Origin of the sequence: Klebsiella africana, assembly GCF_020526085.1 — a bacterium.
GTDB lineage: Bacteria > Pseudomonadota > Gammaproteobacteria > Enterobacterales > Enterobacteriaceae > Klebsiella > Klebsiella africana.
Genome location: NZ_CP084874.1, coordinates 5,194,642 through 5,211,577 on the forward strand (window position 1 = coordinate 5,194,642; position 16,936 = coordinate 5,211,577).

14 protein-coding genes are annotated in these 16,936 nt (G+C 56.1%); 6 read left to right on the forward strand and 8 right to left on the reverse strand.

What is annotated here, in order from left to right:
- The first annotated feature begins 8 nt into the window (after positions 1 to 8).
- The gene (gene mdtD, locus LGL98_RS24925; RefSeq protein ID WP_136031594.1) at positions 9 to 1,406 is read left to right on the forward strand and encodes a multidrug transporter subunit MdtD; all 1,398 of its coding nucleotides are present in this window, start codon (positions 9 to 11) and stop codon (positions 1,404 to 1,406) included.
- On the opposite strand, the gene rbsR is transcribed toward mdtD, so the two are convergent.
- The 7 genes from rbsR to kup form a co-directional block, all read right to left on the reverse strand.
- Positions 1,403 to 2,395 carry a ribose operon transcriptional repressor RbsR gene (gene rbsR / locus LGL98_RS24930; protein ID WP_136031596.1) on the reverse strand — a complete coding sequence of 331 codons (993 nt, stop codon included), beginning with the start codon at positions 2,393 to 2,395 and terminating at the stop codon, positions 1,403 to 1,405. The two genes, mdtD and rbsR, sit on opposite strands and share 4 nt — an antisense overlap.
- A 3-nt stretch (positions 2,396 to 2,398) precedes the next feature.
- Complete coding sequence (rbsK, locus tag LGL98_RS24935) at positions 2,399 to 3,331, reverse strand: ribokinase (protein ID WP_168435292.1); 933 nt, start codon at positions 3,329 to 3,331, stop codon at positions 2,399 to 2,401.
- Positions 3,332 to 3,431: 100 nt separating this feature from the next.
- Entirely contained in the window at positions 3,432 to 4,322 is an 891-nt protein-coding gene (gene rbsB, locus LGL98_RS24940) for a ribose ABC transporter substrate-binding protein RbsB (protein ID WP_012969238.1), read from the reverse strand.
- Between the two features lie 27 nt (positions 4,323 to 4,349).
- Positions 4,350 to 5,315 (reverse strand): ribose ABC transporter permease, encoded by a 966-nt coding sequence (gene rbsC / locus LGL98_RS24945; protein ID WP_004202322.1) that lies wholly within the window; start codon positions 5,313 to 5,315, stop codon positions 4,350 to 4,352.
- Positions 5,316 to 5,320: 5 nt separating this feature from the next.
- Complete coding sequence (rbsA, locus tag LGL98_RS24950) at positions 5,321 to 6,826, reverse strand: ribose ABC transporter ATP-binding protein RbsA (RefSeq protein ID WP_136031598.1); 1,506 nt, start codon at positions 6,824 to 6,826, stop codon at positions 5,321 to 5,323.
- Positions 6,827 to 6,836: 10 nt separating this feature from the next.
- Positions 6,837 to 7,256 carry a D-ribose pyranase gene (rbsD, locus tag LGL98_RS24955; protein ID WP_136031600.1) on the reverse strand — a complete coding sequence of 140 codons (420 nt, stop codon included), beginning with the start codon at positions 7,254 to 7,256 and terminating at the stop codon, positions 6,837 to 6,839.
- 183 nt (positions 7,257 to 7,439) lie between these two features.
- Entirely contained in the window at positions 7,440 to 9,308 is a 1,869-nt protein-coding gene (gene kup / locus LGL98_RS24960) for a low affinity potassium transporter Kup (protein WP_136031604.1), read from the reverse strand.
- 217 nt (positions 9,309 to 9,525) lie between these two features.
- Here kup and ravA point away from each other — a divergent pair, with 217 nt between their 5' ends.
- Together ravA and viaA are read left to right on the forward strand one after the other, a co-directional pair.
- A complete protein-coding gene (gene ravA, locus LGL98_RS24965) occupies positions 9,526 to 11,025 on the forward strand; it encodes an ATPase RavA (protein WP_136031605.1) in 1,500 nt (499 codons plus the stop codon).
- Positions 11,022 to 12,470 (forward strand): ATPase RavA stimulator ViaA, encoded by a 1,449-nt coding sequence (viaA, locus tag LGL98_RS24970; protein WP_136031607.1) that lies wholly within the window; start codon positions 11,022 to 11,024, stop codon positions 12,468 to 12,470. The genes ravA and viaA overlap by 4 nt, the downstream gene beginning before the upstream one ends.
- Positions 12,471 to 12,472: 2 nt before the next feature.
- Here viaA and asnA read toward each other — a convergent pair whose 3' ends face one another.
- Positions 12,473 to 13,465: an aspartate--ammonia ligase gene (gene asnA, locus LGL98_RS24975; protein WP_136031608.1), complete on the reverse strand. Its 993-nt coding sequence runs from the start codon at positions 13,463 to 13,465 to the stop codon at positions 12,473 to 12,475.
- Positions 13,466 to 13,617: 152 nt separating this feature from the next.
- On the opposite strand from asnA, the gene asnC reads away from it, so the two are divergent.
- From asnC to mnmG, 3 genes are all read left to right on the forward strand, one after another.
- On the forward strand, positions 13,618 to 14,076 hold the full coding sequence (gene asnC / locus LGL98_RS24980) for a transcriptional regulator AsnC (RefSeq protein WP_002882510.1): 459 nt from the start codon (positions 13,618 to 13,620) through the stop codon (positions 14,074 to 14,076).
- Positions 14,077 to 14,175: 99 nt separating this feature from the next.
- A complete protein-coding gene (gene mioC, locus LGL98_RS24985; RefSeq protein WP_136031610.1) occupies positions 14,176 to 14,616 on the forward strand; it encodes an FMN-binding protein MioC in 441 nt (146 codons plus the stop codon).
- 381 nt (positions 14,617 to 14,997) lie between these two features.
- Positions 14,998 to 16,887 carry a tRNA uridine-5-carboxymethylaminomethyl(34) synthesis enzyme MnmG gene (mnmG, locus tag LGL98_RS24990; RefSeq protein WP_136031612.1) on the forward strand — a complete coding sequence of 630 codons (1,890 nt, stop codon included), beginning with the start codon at positions 14,998 to 15,000 and terminating at the stop codon, positions 16,885 to 16,887.
- Positions 16,888 to 16,936 lie beyond the last annotated feature (49 nt).

The following is a 16,936-nucleotide window of genomic DNA, read 5'->3' on the forward strand; positions in this document are numbered from 1 at the left end:
GATTTGGCATGAGCGGAAAAAAAGGGCGCAGCATGGCCGGCCTGCCGTGGATCGCGGCGATGGCCTTCTTTATGCAGGCGCTGGATGCCACCATTCTTAATACCGCCCTTCCGGCTATCGCCCACAGCCTGAATCGTTCCCCGTTAGCAATGCAGTCGGCCATTATCAGCTATACGCTGACGGTGGCGATGCTGATCCCGGTCAGCGGCTGGCTGGCCGATCGCTTCGGCACGCGCCGGGTCTTTATTATCGCCGTGAGTCTGTTCACCCTCGGCTCACTTGCCTGCGCCCTCTCCAGTTCATTAATGGAGCTGGTCATTTTTCGCGTGATTCAGGGGATCGGCGGGGCGATGATGATGCCGGTGGCGAGGCTGGCGCTGCTGCGCGCCTATCCCCGCAGCGAGCTGCTGCCAGTGCTGAACTTTGTGACCATGCCGGGTCTGGTGGGGCCAATTCTGGGCCCGGTACTCGGCGGGGTATTTGTCACCTGGGCCAGCTGGCATTGGATTTTCCTGATAAACATTCCCATCGGCGTGATTGGCATTCTGTATGCCCGAAAATATATGCCGAATTTCACAACGCCGCGCCGGCGCTTCGATACGATCGGTTTTCTGCTATTCGGCTTAAGCCTGGTACTGTTTTCCAGCGGCATTGAACTGTTTGGGGAAAAAATCGTGGCGACATGGCTGGCGCTGGCCGTAATTGCCGTCAGTCTGTTACTGCTCCTGGCCTATATTCGCCACGCGCGTCGCCATCCGGCGCCGCTAATCTCGCTCTCTTTATTTAAGACCCACACGTTCTCGGTCGGCATCGCCGGCAACCTCGCCACGCGGTTGGGTACCGGCTGCGTGCCGTTTCTGATGCCGCTGATGCTGCAGGTTGGCTTCGGCTATCCGGCTATTATTGCCGGCTGTATGATTGCCCCTACCGCTATCGGCTCCATTATTGCGAAATCTACCGTTACCCAGGTGCTGCGCTGGTTTGGCTATCGTAAGACCCTGGTGGGGATCACGGTGTTTATTGGCCTTATGATTGCCCAGTTCTCGCTGCAGTCGCCAGAGATGCCGCTGTGGATGCTTCTTCTGCCACTTTTTGTGCTGGGGATGGCGATGTCCACGCAGTTTACCTCGATGAATACCATTACGCTGGCCGATCTGACGGATGACAATGCCAGCAGCGGTAATAGCCTGTTGGCGGTGACCCAGCAGCTTTCAATCAGTCTCGGGGTGGCCATCAGCGCTGCGGTGCTGCGCTTCTATGAAGGTTTTGACAATGCCAGCACGGTACAGCAGTTTCACTACACCTTTATAACCATGGGCGTGATAACCATCATATCGGCGCTGATGTTTATGCTGTTAAGAGCGAAGGATGGCCGCAACCTGATTAGCGAGCGGCACAAACGCTAAGCGGAGCCGCGAACCACCAGCTCCGGCGTTAACTGAACGCGCTGCTGTTTTTGCTGCGGATCGGCCATTCGATGGATCAACACATCGATGGCCAGTTCTCCCAGCTCATCTTTTGGCTGATGAATGGTGGTCAACGGCGGCGTCATATAGCGTGCCAGCTCAATATCATCGTAGCCCACCAGCGCCATGTCCTGCGGGATCTGCAAACCGGCCTGGTACAACGCCTGATAAGCGCCAACCGCCATCGCATCGTTGCCGACAAACACCGCCTGCGGCCGCTGCGGCAAAGCCAGCAGCTGCTGCATCGCGCTAAACCCGCCGCCAAACTCAAAATCACTGGTCACCACGTATCCGTCGGCAACTGGCAGGCCGCAGCGCGCCATCGCAGCATGGTAACCTTCAAGGCGCAGACGCGCCGGGGTTTTATCCAGCGGGCCGGCAATACAGGCAATGCGTGAATGCCCCTGGTCAATCAGATACTGGGTCGCCATATCGCCGCCGAGCAGCGAGTTATCCTGAATCAGATCGCTATCGCCATCAAAGGGGGCCCAGTCCATCATGACCGTCGGTACCGACGGATAGCGCTGCATGATTTCCGGAGAGGGCTGATGAGTCTCTGTGCACAGCAGAAGTAATCCATCGACGCGTTTTTGCATTAGCGTCTCCAGATTACGATTCATTCGCTGCTCATCACCTTCCGTATTACAGAGCACGAGACTATAACCCCGCTCAAAGCAGCTGCGCTCCACGCCCCGCACCAGTTCCGAATAAAACGGATTGGTACTGGCGGTAATCAGCATGCCGATGGTGCGGGTTTGATTAAGCTTGAGGCTACGCGCCAGCGCAGAGGGGGCGTAGTTGAGGCTTTTGATCGCGGCGTCGACTTTGGCGGTAATCGCCTCGCTGACAAAGCGGTCCTTATTGATGACGTGTGACACCGTCGATGTGGAAACGCCCGCGACGCGGGCCACATCTTTCATCGTAGCCAAGCATTACCCCTGTTGCGCTAAAAATTCATCAATCTCTGTGCGCCACGGCACGGACGGCTGCGCGCCTTTGCGGGTCACGGCGATCGCCGCGGCAGCATGCGCAAAGCGGATCGCTTCTGGCAGGGAAGTCCCTTCCAGCAGCGCGGTCACCAGCGCGCCGTTAAAGGTATCACCGGCCGCGATAGTATCAATGGCCTGCACCCGAAAGCCCGGGATCCGCCGGCTTTCGCCTTCGGCACTGAGCCAGACGCCGCGGCTGCCGAGGGTGATCATCACCGTACCAATGCCTTTGGCATGCAGTACGTCGGCGGCTTTTGCCGCATCTTCGTCACTCTCAACGCGAATACCGGTCAGCTTTTCCGCTTCGGTTTCGTTAGGGGTAATAATATCCACCAGCGCCAGCAGTTCATCCGGTAGTTCACGCGCTGGCGCAGGGTTCAGCACTACGGTGGTCTGATGGTGATGAGCGATTTTCGCCGCCGCCAGCACGCTCTCCAGCGGTGACTCCAGCTGCATCAACAACGCCTGTGCGCTGGCGATCCGCTCTTTTTCCGCCTCTACCTGAGCGACTGATAATGCCGCATTGGCGCCAGCATGAATACCGATGACATTCTCACCTTCGGCGTTAACGAAGATTAACGCCACGCCGGTCGCTTCCCCGGCGACTGCGCGCACAGGCGCCACGTCGATTTTATCGCTCGCCAGCTGACGACGGATGCGGTCACCGATATCGTCATCGCCGGTGCAGGCGATAAACGCGATATCCGCTCCACTGCGCCCGGCGGCCACCGCCTGGTTGGCCCCTTTACCACCGAACGCCACCTGATAGTGGTTGCCGGTGACGGTTTCGCCCGGCGTCGGGAAAGTGTCAAGGTTAAGAATGTGATCGGCATTAATACTGCCAAGGACGACAAGTTTGCCTGCGGTTTTCATCATTTCTGTTCCCGGGAAAGCGCGCCACCGGGATCCGGTGGCGCATGCCCTGCTTTTCTTTTTTTATATTGTCCCTCGGACCGTTGCCAGTCCGAATCGCATATTACTGCTTAACGACCAGCTTCAGCTCAACCGGGTAGTTAGCTTCCACTTTTTCGCCCTTCAGTACCTTATCAGCAGTCTCAACGCCTTTCGCGCCGATCTGCTCCGGCAACTGTGCGACGGTCGCCGCCAGTTTGCCACTGTTTACTGCTTTTTCGCCATCCGGAGTGCCGTCAAATCCAACCACCATCACATCAGACTTGCCTGCGGTCTGCAGTGCACGCAGGGCGCCCAGCGCCATTTCATCATTTTGCGCGAACACCGCCTGGACGTCAGGATGTGCGGTCAGCAGGTTCTGCATCACGTTCAGCCCTTTGGTGCGGTCGAAATCAGCCGGCTGACTGGCCAGGACGTTGAACTTGTGCGCCGCCACAGCCTGTTTAAATCCTTCGCCGCGCTCACGCGCCGCAGAAGTCCCGGCAATGCCCTGCAGTTCAATGACTTTCGCACTTTCTCCCACTTTTTTCGCGATGTAATCGCCCGCCATTTTTCCGCCCTGCACGTTGTCAGAGGCAATATGGCTCACGACATCGCCTTTTGTGGCCTGACGGTCAAGAGTGATGACCGGGATTTTCGCCTGGTTCGCCATCTTCACGGCGTTGCCGACGGCATCAGAGTCGGTTGGGTTGATCAGCAGCAGCTTCGCGCCGCGCACCGTTAAATCCTGGACGTTCGCCAGCTCTTTCGCCGGGTTGTTCTGAGAATCCAGCACCACCAGGTTGTAGCCCAGCTTGTCAGCTTCTTTTTGCGCGCCGTCTTTCAGCGACACGAAGAACGGGTTGTTGAGGGTAGAGATAACCAGAGCGATGGTGTCTTTGGCCATCGCGTTCGCGCTAACAGTCGCACTTAGCGCAACAGCAGAGACCAGGGTCGCCAGTTTTTTCATATTCATAGTTAAGATGTCCTGTAGAGTTCTCAGTTACTGCTTTTTGTTATCTACCAGTACCGCCAGCAAGATCACCACCGCTTTAACGATCATCTGGTAATAGGAAGAAACGCCTAAAAGATTAAGACCATTATTCAGGAAGCCAAGGATCAGCGCGCCAATCAGCGTGCCGACAATGCGTCCTTTGCCGCCCGCGAGACTGGTGCCGCCGAGCACCACTGCCGCAATAGCGTCCAGCTCATAGCCTGTCCCCGCCGTTGGCTGCGCGGAGGAGAGGCGCGCCACTTCGATAATCCCGGCCAGCGACGCCAGCATTCCGCACAAGGCGTAGACGATAATTTTGACTTTATTAACGCTAATCCCGGACAGACGCGTCGCCGCTTCATTACCGCCCAGCGCGTAAATATAACGGCCCAGCCGAGTATGGTGCAGCATGTACCAGGCCGCCAGGAAGACAATCGCCATGATCCATACCGGCGTCGGGATCCCCAGCGGACGCCCGATGCCAAACCAGCCGAACAGATCGGCGTTATCGCTAAAGCCGGTATTGATCGGGCTGCCGTTGGTGTACACCATGGTCACGCCGCGCAGCAGCAGCATCATCACCAGGGTGGCGATGAAGGCCTGCACGCGGCCTTTCGCCACGATCACCCCGGTGACTGCGCCGATTGCCGCCCCTAATGCGAGCGCAGCCGCGACCGCCACCAGCGCATTCACTTCAATGCCAACGATCGACGCCGCCACCGCACCGGTGAGCGCCAGCAGGGAACCGACGGACAGGTCGATCCCCGAGGTCAGTATAACCAGCGTCATCCCTACCGCCATGATGGCGTTTACGGAGGTTTGCTGCAGAATATTGAACAGGTTATTGACGGTAAAAAAGTTGGGGCTCATGGTCGACACCACCGCGATCAGCACCAGCAGGGCAATCAGCGATTTTTGCTCCATCAGCCACGCTTTTGTGAAATAGCGGCGACCAGAAACAGCCTGGGTAGTCATCTTTTTTACTCCTGATTCACACGGTTAAGCTTGCCCACAGCGGCAGCCATCAATACTTCCTGGGTGGCCTGCTCGCGTGTGAATTCACCGCCGAGATGCCCTTCATGCATCACTATGATGCGATCGCTCATGCCCAACACTTCCGGCATCTCGGAGGAGACCAGAATGATGCTCAGGCCATCGGCTTTGAACTGATTGATGAGCTGGTAGATCTCTTTCTTCGCCCCGACGTCGACGCCGCGGGTCGGTTCATCGAGGATCAGCACCTTCGGCCGGGTCATCAGCCCGCGGGCGATGGCGACCTTTTGCTGGTTGCCACCGGAAAGCAGACCGATCGCCTGCTCCATGGACGGCGTTTTCACGTTAAACAGCCGAATGAAATCACTCACCGCCTGCTGTTCATCTTTATGCTTAAGGCTGCCGCCCGCCCGGCTGAAATAGCGCAGCGCCGTCAGGGACATGTTTTCTTTAACCGACATCCCCAGTACCAGGCCATCGCGCTTACGGTCTTCGGAGATATAGACAATGCCGTTCGCCAGGCCATCCTGCGGCGAGCGGGTCACCACTTCGCGACCGTCGAGCGTGACGGAACCACTGCTGCGCGGCAGCGCGCCGTACAGCACTTTCATCAGTTCTGTCCGCCCGGCGCCCATCAGCCCGGCAACACCCAGGATTTCCCCCTGGCGCAAGGTAAAGGTCACGTTTTCCACGCCCGGGCCGCAGAGATTATCGACCTTCAGGCGCACCGCGCCCGGCGCCTTGTCGAGATGCGGATACTGATCTTCCAGCTTACGGCCAACCATCATCTCGATCAGACGGTCTTCATCCAGCGAGGTGACCTCACGTTCGGCGATAAACTGCCCGTCGCGGAACACAGTTACGTCGTCGCAAATCTCGAAGATCTCTTTCATGCGGTGGGAGATGTAGACGATACCGCGCCCCTGCGACTTCAGTTCGCGAATGACGCGGAACAGCGATTCGGTTTCGGTATCAGTCAGCGCATCGGTCGGTTCATCCATGATGATGACTTTCGACTCGAAGCTCAGCACTTTAGCGATCTCCACCATTTGCTGATCGCCAATCGACAGATCGCCCACCAGCTTCTGGCTGGTAAAGCGGAGATTCAGCTTCGCCAACAGCTTGTCCGCTTCGGCATACATCCGCTTCCAGTCGATTTTGCCAAAGCGGTTCACGAACTCGCGGCCGAGGAAGATGTTCTCGGCGATCGTCAACTGCGGGATCAGGTTCAGTTCCTGATGAATTATGCCGATCCCGGCTTCCTGGGAGGATTTTGGGCCGTTAAAGGTCGTCTCTTTGCCTAACCACAGCAAAGAACCGGCATCACGGGTGTAGATCCCGGTCAGCACCTTCATCATGGTGGATTTGCCAGCGCCATTCTCCCCAACCAGCGCCATCACCCGGCCAGCATAGACATTCAGCGCCGCGCCGGAGAGCGCCTTGACGCCAGGGAACGCTTTATCGATCCCTTTCAGTTGCAATAAGGCTTCCATGACGACGACCTCAGAACGTAACGCCGGCACAGAGAATAATATTCGCAAACGGGGAACACTCCCCGCTGCGAATTACCGCCTGACTGTCTGCGGTTTGTTTTTTGAACTGCTCATGGCTGGTGTAACGAATTTCAATGGTATTTCCCTGGTGCTGCTGCAGCTGCTCAAGGTGGTTGAGCAACGTCGCGTGAAGCTGCGGATTATGGATTTTAATCTCTTCCGCGATGACAGCCGCTTCAACCTGCATTTCCGTCGTTACCACTTCCAGTACCTGCATAAAGGAAGGTACGCCCTGAGTCAGCGCCATATCAATGCGCGTGCTACTGCGGGGAACCGGTAATCCGGCATCGCAGACCACCAGCGTATCGGTGTGGCCCAGGCAGGAGATGACCGCGGAAATATCAGCGTTAAGTACGGTGCCTTTTTTCATTTTTCTCTTTTGCTCCACTAGCGAAACGTTTCGCTAACATAATTATTATCAATGTGTGAGCAGAAAACCATCACCAGAAGAGAGAAATGTGATCGCCATCGAAACGTTTCGCGAGACAGAGACAGGACGTGACAGCCGGAACAAGAAACAAAAAGCCCTTCACAAGGGAAGGGCTTTTTTACATTAGATTTCGACCTGAGTACCGAGCTCGATAACCCGGTTTGGCGGAATTTCAAACTGATCCGGCGCGCGCAAGGCGTTGCGCTGCAGCAGCAGATAAAGCTTGCCGCGCAGGCGCAGATACCATGGCCGTTTGCCGATAATCAGCGACTCATGCGACATAAAGAACGAGGTCTCCATCATCCGGCAACTGAGCCCTTCCAGGCCACAGCGGTGGAACACCTCTTCAACGTTAGGCGTTTCCCGCCAGCCGTAGCTGGCCACCACCCGCCAGAAGGAGGGGGACAGCTGTTCAATCTGCACCCGGCGAACGTTATGCACGTAAGGCGCATCTTCGGTGCGTAGGGTCAGGAGGATCACTCGCTCATGCAGTACCTTGTTGTGCTTCAGGTTATGCAGCAGGGCAAAGGGGATCACGTTCAGGGCGCGGGACATATACACCGCAGTACCCGGCACACGCACTGGCGGTGACTTCTCCAGCGAAGAGATCATCGCTTCCAGCGAGTTACCATGCTCGTGCATCCGGCGCAGCAGGCGGAAACGCTCGCTCTTCCAGGTCGTCATCACCGTAAACATCACCATACCCAGGGACAACGGCAGCCAGCCGCCGGAGACAATCTTATCGAGGTTCGCCGAGAACAGCGGAATATCAATGCACAGGAAGGCCACCAGCATCAGGCCGACAAATAGCTTGTTCCAGTGCCAGTTTTTGCGCGCCACGGTCGCCGACAGAATGGAGGTCAGCACCATGGTGCCCGTTACCGCGATACCATACGCCGCCGCCAGGTTAGAAGAATGCTCAAAGCTGACGATAACGATGACCACAGAAACGTATAGCAGCCAGTTAATGAATGGAATGTAAATCTGCCCGGACTCCATTTCCGAGGTATGGATAATGCGCATCGGCGACAGATAGCCCAGACGTACTGCCTGACGGGTCAGAGAGAAGACCCCGGAAATCACCGCCTGCGAGGCGATAACCGTCGCCAGCGTGGCGATAATCAGCATCGGGATCAGCGCCCACTCAGGCGCCAGCAGGAAGAACGGGTTTTTAATCGCTTCCGGGTGCTTCAGCAGCAGCGCGCCCTGGCCAAAATAGTTCAGCACCAACGAGGGCAGCACCACGGAGAACCAGGCTACGCGGATCGGCAGTTTGCCGAAGTGGCCCATATCGGCATACAGCGCTTCCACCCCGGTAATCGACAGCACCACCGCGCCAAGCGCAATAAAGGAAACGGTCTTGTACTGCAGGAAGAAGTGCACAGCCCAGTAGGGGTTCAGCGCCTGCAGAACTTCCGGATTAGCGTAAATGCTTCGCGCGCCCAGCACCGCCAGCAACAGGAACCAGATCAGCATAATCGGCGCAAACAGCTTGCCGACCATGCCGGTGCCGTGCTTTTGGATCACAAACAGCAGGGTAAGCACGATAATGGAGATAGGGACAATCCAGGTATCGAGCTGCGGGGCGATAATTTCTAACCCCTCAATTGCCGACATCACCGAAATGGCTGGGGTAATCACCACTTCGCCATAGAAGAAGCTGCCGCCGACCAGGCCGAGGATCACCAGCACGGAGGTCATTCTGGCCGAGGTGTTGCGTCCGGCCAGCGACATCAACGTTAAGATCCCGCCTTCCCCGGCGTTATCCGCCCGCATCACGAAGGTGATGTATTTAATTGATACGGTAAAGATTAACAGCCAGAAAATTAGCGACAAAAAGCCAAAAACGGCATCGCGCTCTACGCCAAAGCCAAACTGACCTGACAGGCATTCGCGCAAGGTATACAGTGGACTGGTACCGATATCGCCGTACACCACGCCGATGGCCGCCAGCGTTAACGCCGGCAACGATTGTTTATTATCAGTGCTCATAGACTAGTCTTTTCGTTTATAAAACAAATGTGTGCCTAGTCCCTTGGCCCACAAAAAGCGCACAGTATGCACGATTATTTGCGAAATCGTACCCCTAACAGACACCATATTAACCTGGCTCAAAAAAAATAAATCGATTCTTCAGGCTATTACCGCCCCTGCTCTAACATCTATACTCGTCCAAATAACGATACACGACAAAGCATCCAACACAATTATGGCTCAAACACATTTACTGGCTGAAAGAATTTCCCGGCTCAGCGCGGCACTTGAAAAAGGACTCTTTGAACGCAGTCATGCGATACGCCTCTGCCTGCTGGCGGCGCTCAGCGGCGAGAGCGTTTTTTTGCTCGGTCCGCCGGGGATCGCCAAAAGCCTGATTGCCCGCCGCCTAAAATTTGCCTTCCAGCAGGCGCGCGCGTTTGAATACCTCATGACCCGCTTCTCCACCCCGGAAGAGGTTTTTGGGCCACTGTCCATTCAGGCGCTGAAAGATGAAGGCCGTTACGAACGTTTAACCGCCGGCTACCTGCCGGAAGCGGAAATCGTGTTTCTCGATGAAATATGGAAAGCAGGCCCGGCTATCCTCAACACCCTACTGACGGCGATTAACGAACGTCATTTCCGCAACGGCGCGCACGAAGAGAAAATCCCGATGCGTCTGCTGGTGGCCGCGTCGAACGAACTTCCCGAAGCTGACAGCAGCCTGGAAGCACTGTATGACCGTATGCTGATCCGTCTGTGGCTCGATAAGGTGCAGGATAAAGGCAATTTCCGTTCAATGCTGCTGAGCCAGCAGGATGAAAACAGCAATCCGGTCCCCAGCGCTTTACAGGTCAGTGACGAGGAATTTACCCAATGGCAGCAGCAGATCGGCAATATCAAACTGCCGGACGCTGTGTTTGAGCTGATATTCCAGCTCCGCCAGCAGCTGGACGCCCTGCCAAATGCTCCGTATGTGTCAGATCGCCGCTGGAAAAAAGCCATACGCCTGCTGCAGGCCAGCGCCTTCTTCAGCGGCCGCGACAGTATCGCGCCGATTGACCTGATCCTGCTGAAAGATTGTCTGTGGCACAACGTCGAAAGTATGAACCTGATGTCGCAGCAGCTGGAAACGCTAATGACCTGTCACGCCTGGCAACAGCAGGCGATGCTGACGCGACTGGGAGCGATTGTGCAGCGACGCATTCAGATCCAACAGCAGCAAAGCGACAAAACGGCGCTGAAGGTCACCCGCCTTGGCGGGATGTTTAGCCGTAAGCCGCATTATGAACTGCCAGCGGAGATTCAGGGGGCAACCCTGACGCTGCTGCTGCAGCAGCCGCTCAAACTTCATGATATGGAAGTGATACATATCACCTTCGAGCGCGATGCTTTATCTAGTTGGCTGGAAAAGGGCGGCGAGATCCGCGGAAAGCTTAACGGGATCGGCTTTCCCCAACTGCTTAATATGGATGTCGACACCAGCCAGCACCTGGTGGTCCGCGACGTCAGCCTGCAGGGCTCACGCCTCGCGCTGCCCGGCAGCGCAGCGCAGGAGAATATGCCGGCGGAAATTCGCCAGCAGCTGGAAGCGCTGGATGATGAGTGGCACCAGCAACATAACCGCTTCAGCGAGCAGCAAAAGTGCCTGTTTATCCCGGTCGAGTGGCTGGGAAGAATTGAAGCCAGCCTGCAGGACGTCGGCGCGCAGATTAAACAGGCGAAGCAGCCATGACGCTCGATATGCTGAATGTCATGCTGGCAGTCAGCGAAGAGGGAATGATCGAGGAGATGCTGCTGGCGCTGCTGGCCTCTCCTCAGCTGGCGATTTTCTTTGAAAAATTTCCCCGGCTGAAAAACATCATCGCGGCAGATATTCCACGCTGGCGGGAAGCCGTTCGCGCTCGCTTAAAAGAAGTTAACATCCCGCCGGATCTGGACGTCGAAGTGCAAACCTATCAGCAGGCTCAGCTGCTCTCTACCTCGCAGTTTATCGTCCAGCTTCCACAGATCCTCGGCAAACTGCACCAGCTCCAGTCCCCTTTTGCCGCCCAGGCGCAGAAGCTGGTGGACGACAATGCCACCTTTACTCCGGCGCTGCATACGCTGTTTTTACAGCGCTGGCGCCTGAGCCTGGTGGTGCAAGCCACCAGCCTTAACCAGCAGCTGCTGGATGAGGAGCGCGACCAGTTGCTCAGTGAGGTCCAGGAACGAATGACGCTCAGCGGTCAGCTCGATCCAGTGCTGGCGGACAATGACACCGCCGCCGGACGCCTGTGGGACATGAGCGCTGGCGAACTCAAACGAGGCGACTACCAGCTGATCGTGCGCTATGGCGATTTTCTTAACCAGCAACCGGAACTGCTGCAGCTGGCGGAACAGCTGGGGCGTTCACGGGAAGCGAAATCCGTCCCGAAAAAAGATGCGCCGATGGAAACTTTCCGCAGCCTGGTACGCGAACCGGCGACGGTGCCAGAGCAGGTCGACGGCCTCCAGCAGAGCGATGATATTCTGCGCCTGCTGCCGCCGGAGCTGGCGACGCTCGGCATCACGGAGCTGGAGTTTGAATTTTATCGCAAGCTGGTGGAGAAGCAGTTGCTCACTTACCGGCTGCACGGCGACGCCTGGCGCGAGAAAATCACCGAACGCCCGGTGACGCGCCAGGATTTTGATGAACAGCCGCGCGGGCCGTTCATTGTCTGCGTCGATACGTCAGGATCGATGGGCGGTTTTAACGAACAGTGCGCTAAGGCCTTTTGTCTGGCCCTGATGCGCATCGCGCTGGCCGATAACCGCCGCTGCTTTATTATGCTGTTCTCCAGCGAAGTGGTGCATTACGAGCTGACCAGCGAGAGCGGACTGGAGCAGGCGATCCGCTTCCTGAGCCAGCGTTTTCGCGGCGGTACCGATTTGGCCAGCTGTTTTCGCGCCATTATTGAACGTCTGCAAAACCCGCAATGGGTGGATGCCGATGCTGTCGTGATCTCTGACTTTATTGCCCAGCGGTTGCCGGATGAGGTGATTGCTCAGGTGGGGGAGTTACAGCGTAAGCATCAGCACCGTTTTCACGCGGTGGCGATGTCGGTACATGGCAAGCCCGGTATCATGCGTATCTTCGATCATATCTGGCGCTTTGATACCGGGTTGCGTAGCCGCCTGCTGCGACGCTGGCGGCGATAACGTTACAACAGAGCGGAAACGCTTTCGCGAACCTGCGCTGGCCATACGCCGCACTGCACCTGACCGATATGGTCAAGCTGCAGCAACAGCATCGTCAAACGAGACTGGCCAATGCCGCCGCCGATAGTCTGCGGCATCTCACCACGCAACAGCGCCTGGTGCCACTCCAGTTTCAGACGATCTTCATCGCCGGTCAGCGCCAGCTGGCGTTTCAGCGCTTCGGCATCAACGCGGATCCCCATTGAAGAGATCTCGAACGCATCCTCCAGCACCGGGTTCCACACCAGGATATCGCCGTTCAGACCGGCAAAACCTTCAGAAACCTCAGTACTCCAGTCATCATAATCCGGCGCACGGACGTCGTGACGCTTGCCATCAGATAGTTTGCCGCCGATACCGATTAAGAAAACAGCGCCCAGCTCTTTGGCAATCGCCCGCTCGCGGCCTTTGGCGTCAAGATCCGGATAGCGGCTCAGCAGCTCCTGGCTGTGAACAAAGTGAATCTGTTCCGGCAGAAATGGCGTCAGACCAAATTCCTGACTGACCGCCAGCTCGGTGGCTTTGATCCCGGCGTAAATCGCCTCGACGGTTGCCTTTAGGGTGCCGACGTGACGCTCTTCATCCCCCATCACGCGCTCCCAGTCCCACTGGTCGACATAGACGGAATGGATCGGTGTCAGACGGTCTTCATCGGGGCGAAGGGCCTTCATATGCGTGTACAGCCCTTCGCCCGCGCTGAAGTCGTGTTGTCCCAGGGTTTGACGCTTCCACTTCGCCAGTGAATGAACCACTTCGAACTGGGCGTCGGGCAGTGTTTTCACTTTTACCTGAACCGCTTTCTCGCAGCCGGACAAGTTATCCTGCGTCCCATCACCCACACGGCTTAAGATTGGCGCCTGGACTTCAATCAGGCCAAGCTTCTCTTCCAGCTGACGGGAAAAGTGGGATTTAACGAAACTGATCTGGCGTTGTTTTGCGATATATACGGTTTTCATTTTTTATGACTCCTGCGTCCTGTTGCCATTGATTAAGCAACAAAACAGCGCCCCAATACAATAATCAATCAATAAAAAGCCGCATCAACTTTTAATTCATTAAAATATGGCGCTAAAATAGTAAGAACCCTCAAACTTCATAAGAAAAAGATATGGAAAATTATCAGATCGACAATCTGGACCGCGGCATTCTTGATGCGCTGATGGCTAACGCCCGTACCGCCTATGCCGAACTGGCCAAACAGTTCAGCGTCAGCCCGGGCACCATTCACGTACGCGTCGAAAAGATGAAGCAGGCGGGCATTATTACCGGTGCGCGTATAGATGTTAGCCCCAAGCAGCTGGGATACGACGTTGGGTGCTTCATCGGCATTATTCTAAAAAGCGCCAAAGACTACCCCTCCGCCCTCGCCCGCCTGGAAAGTCTGGAGGAGGTTACCGAGGCTTACTACACCACCGGCCACTACAGCATCTTTATTAAGGTGATGTGTAAATCCATCGATGCTCTGCAGCAGGTACTTATCAACAAGATTCAAACAATCGATGAAATTCAATCCACTGAAACGCTGATCGTGCTGCAGAACCCGATCATGCGTACCATCAAGCCCTAATCGCTTTTTTTAATCCCACATTTTTCCACAGGTAGATCCCAGCTCGCTCACAGCGTACAATACGCCACTCTGAACAGTTGAGCGGGCGATCGGCGATCTATGGCAGACATTACACTTATCAGCGGCAGCACCCTGGGCAGTGCGGAATATGTAGCAGAACATCTGGCGGAAAAGCTGGAAGAAGCGGGCTATAGCACTGACATCCAGCACGGTCCGCTGGTGGACGATCTGCAGGCGCAAGGGATCTGGTTAGTGATCTCTTCCACCCATGGCGCCGGGGACATTCCCGACAACCTGGTTCCCTTCTATGACGCGCTGCAGGAGAAGCAGGTCGATCTTTCCGCCGTGCGCTTTGGCGCCATCGGGATCGGCAGCCGCGAATACGACACCTTTTGTGGCGCGATCGATAAAGTAGAAGCGGCGCTGAAGGACTGCGGGGCAAAACAGATCGGTGAGACGCTGAAGATCAACGTCCTGGAACACGAAATTCCGGAGGATCCGGCGGAAATCTGGCTGGGATCCTGGAAAAATTTGCTCTGAGAATTGTAAAGATCGTCCGATCTTCTGTGGATAACCATGCTTAAAAGCTTGGATCAACCGGTAGTTATCCAAAGAATAACCGTAGTATGGTTTTTGTGCTGTGTATAACCCTTCATTCTGATCCCAGCTTATACGGACCAGGATCACCGATCATTCACAGATAGTGATCCTTCTTAAGTTTTTGATCTTACTTAATGGATCCGACTTATCCACAAAGAGAGTCGATCCTAATAAGAGATCACAATAGAACAGATCTCTATATAAAGATCTTCTTTTTAATAGTCAGGATCCCGGAGTCTTTCTCGAAAGCCTAAAGTTGAGTAGAATCCACGGCCCGGGCTTCAATCCATTTCCACACCGCGTTATGCGAGGCAGACCACCATGTTTTATCAGGATCCTTTTGACGTCATTATCATTGGCGGGGGTCATGCAGGCACTGAGGCCGCAATGGCCGCAGCGCGTATGGGTCAACAGACCCTGCTTTTGACACACAATATCGACACGCTGGGGCAGATGAGCTGCAACCCGGCAATTGGCGGCATTGGGAAAGGACACCTGGTAAAAGAAGTGGACGCGCTCGGCGGTTTGATGGCCAAAGCGATCGATCAGGCTGGCATTCAGTTTAGGATACTAAACGCCAGCAAAGGGCCCGCTGTGCGCGCTACCCGCGCCCAGGCCGACCGCGTGCTGTACCGTCAGGCGGTGCGTACTGCGCTGGAGAACCAGCCTAATCTGATGATCTTCCAGCAGGCGGTGGAAGATCTGATTGTCGAAAACGATCGCGTCGTGGGCGCCGTCACTCAGATGGGCCTCAAATTCCGAGCGAAAGCGGTGGTACTGACCGTTGGGACCTTCCTGGATGGCAAAATTCATATTGGTCTGGACAACTACAGCGGCGGCCGCGCCGGCGATCCGCCGTCAATCCCGCTGTCTCGTCGACTGCGTGAACTGCCGCTGCGCGTAAGCCGCCTGAAAACGGGTACCCCGCCGCGTATTGACGCGCGCACCATCGATTTTAGCGTGCTGGCACAACAGCACGGCGATAATCCGATGCCGGTGTTCTCGTTTATGGGATCCGCCGACCAGCATCCGCGTCAGGTGCCGTGCTACATCACGCACACTAACGAGAAAACTCACGACGTGATCCGCAATAATCTCGATCGCAGCCCTATGTACGCCGGGGTGATCGAGGGGATCGGGCCACGCTATTGTCCGTCGATCGAAGACAAAGTCATGCGCTTTGCCGATCGCAATCAGCATCAGATCTTCCTTGAACCGGAAGGCCTGACCTCAAACGAAATTTATCCGAACGGCATCTCCACCAGCCTGCCGTTTGATGTGCAAATGCAAATCGTCCGCTCAATGCAGGGGATGGAGAACGCGCGAATCGTCCGTCCTGGCTACGCCATTGAGTACGATTTCTTCGACCCGCGCGATCTGAAGCCAACGCTTGAAAGCAAATTTATTCAGGGTCTGTTCTTCGCCGGCCAAATCAACGGTACCACCGGTTATGAAGAAGCGGCGGCTCAGGGGCTGCTGGCTGGTCTTAACGCCGCCCGCTTCTCTGCGGAAAAAGAGGGCTGGGCGCCGCGTCGCGATCAGGCTTACCTCGGCGTGCTGGTGGACGACCTGTGTACTCTGGGTACCAAAGAGCCGTACCGCATGTTCACCTCGCGTGCCGAATATCGCCTGATGTTGCGTGAAGATAACGCCGATCTGCGTTTGACCGAACAAGGTCGCGAGCTGGGGCTGGTGGATGATGAACGCTGGGCGCGCTACAACGAGAAGCTGGAAAGCATTGAACGTGAACGCCAGCGTCTGAAATCGACCTGGGTGAACCCGCAGGCCGAAAGCGCCGCCGAAGTGAACGTTCACCTGACCGCGCCGTTGTCGCGTGAAGCCAGCGGTGAAGATCTGCTGCGCCGTCCGGAAATGACCTATGAGCAGCTGGTTCGTCTTTCGCCGTTCGCGCCGGGTCTGCAGGATCAACAGGCGGCTGAACAGGTTGAGATCCAGGTGAAATATGAAGGTTATATCGCGCGCCAGCAGGATGAGATCGAGAAACAGCAGCGCAACGAGAACACCTTACTCCCGGCGACGCTCGACTATCGCCAGGTTACCGGGCTGTCAAACGAGGTAATCGCCAAACTGAACGACCATAAACCGTCGTCGATAGGGCAGGCGTCACGTATTTCCGGGATCACCCCGGCAGCGATCTCTATTTTGCTGGTTTGGCTGAAAAAGCAGGGCATGCTGCGTCGTAGCGCCTGATTGCGGTAGCCTGCCAGCGCTGATTTCCCAGTTGCATAATCGGCGTTCG